Here is a 260-nt window from a genome sequence, read left to right as displayed (position 1 = left end):
AAGTGATTTCCACGGTGATGAAATGGAGACATGGACGCACACATCGGCAATGCGATTCCACCGGACGCGCAGGACCTTCGGATGGGTCTTGACGTCGGATCAACGACGATCAAGGCCGTCATCCTCGATCCCGACGAGAACATCCTTTTCGAGGACTACAGACGTCACCACGCCGATATCACCGGCGCTATGGCCTCTCTGCTCGGCGACGCCGCCGATGCTCTTCCCGGCGCAAAGGTGCGCACGACCGTTACCGGATC

The 260-nt window shown here is 59.2% G+C and carries 1 protein-coding gene; it reads left to right on the top strand.

The annotated features are described in order from the left end of the window. Window positions 1–30 precede the first annotated feature (30 nt). The coding region (locus tag LD028_RS09135) for a hypothetical protein (RefSeq protein WP_237811630.1) at window positions 31–260 on the top strand (230 nt) is incomplete at its 3' end.

This window comes from Anoxybacillus sp. LAT27 (genome assembly GCF_022030075.1).
In the GTDB taxonomy this organism is placed as follows: domain Bacteria; phylum Bacillota; class Bacilli; order Bacillales; family Anoxybacillaceae; genus Anoxybacillus; species Anoxybacillus kestanbolensis.
Note: the sequence above shows the minus strand (reverse complement) of the source record. Positions and strands in the feature narration are given on the sequence as shown.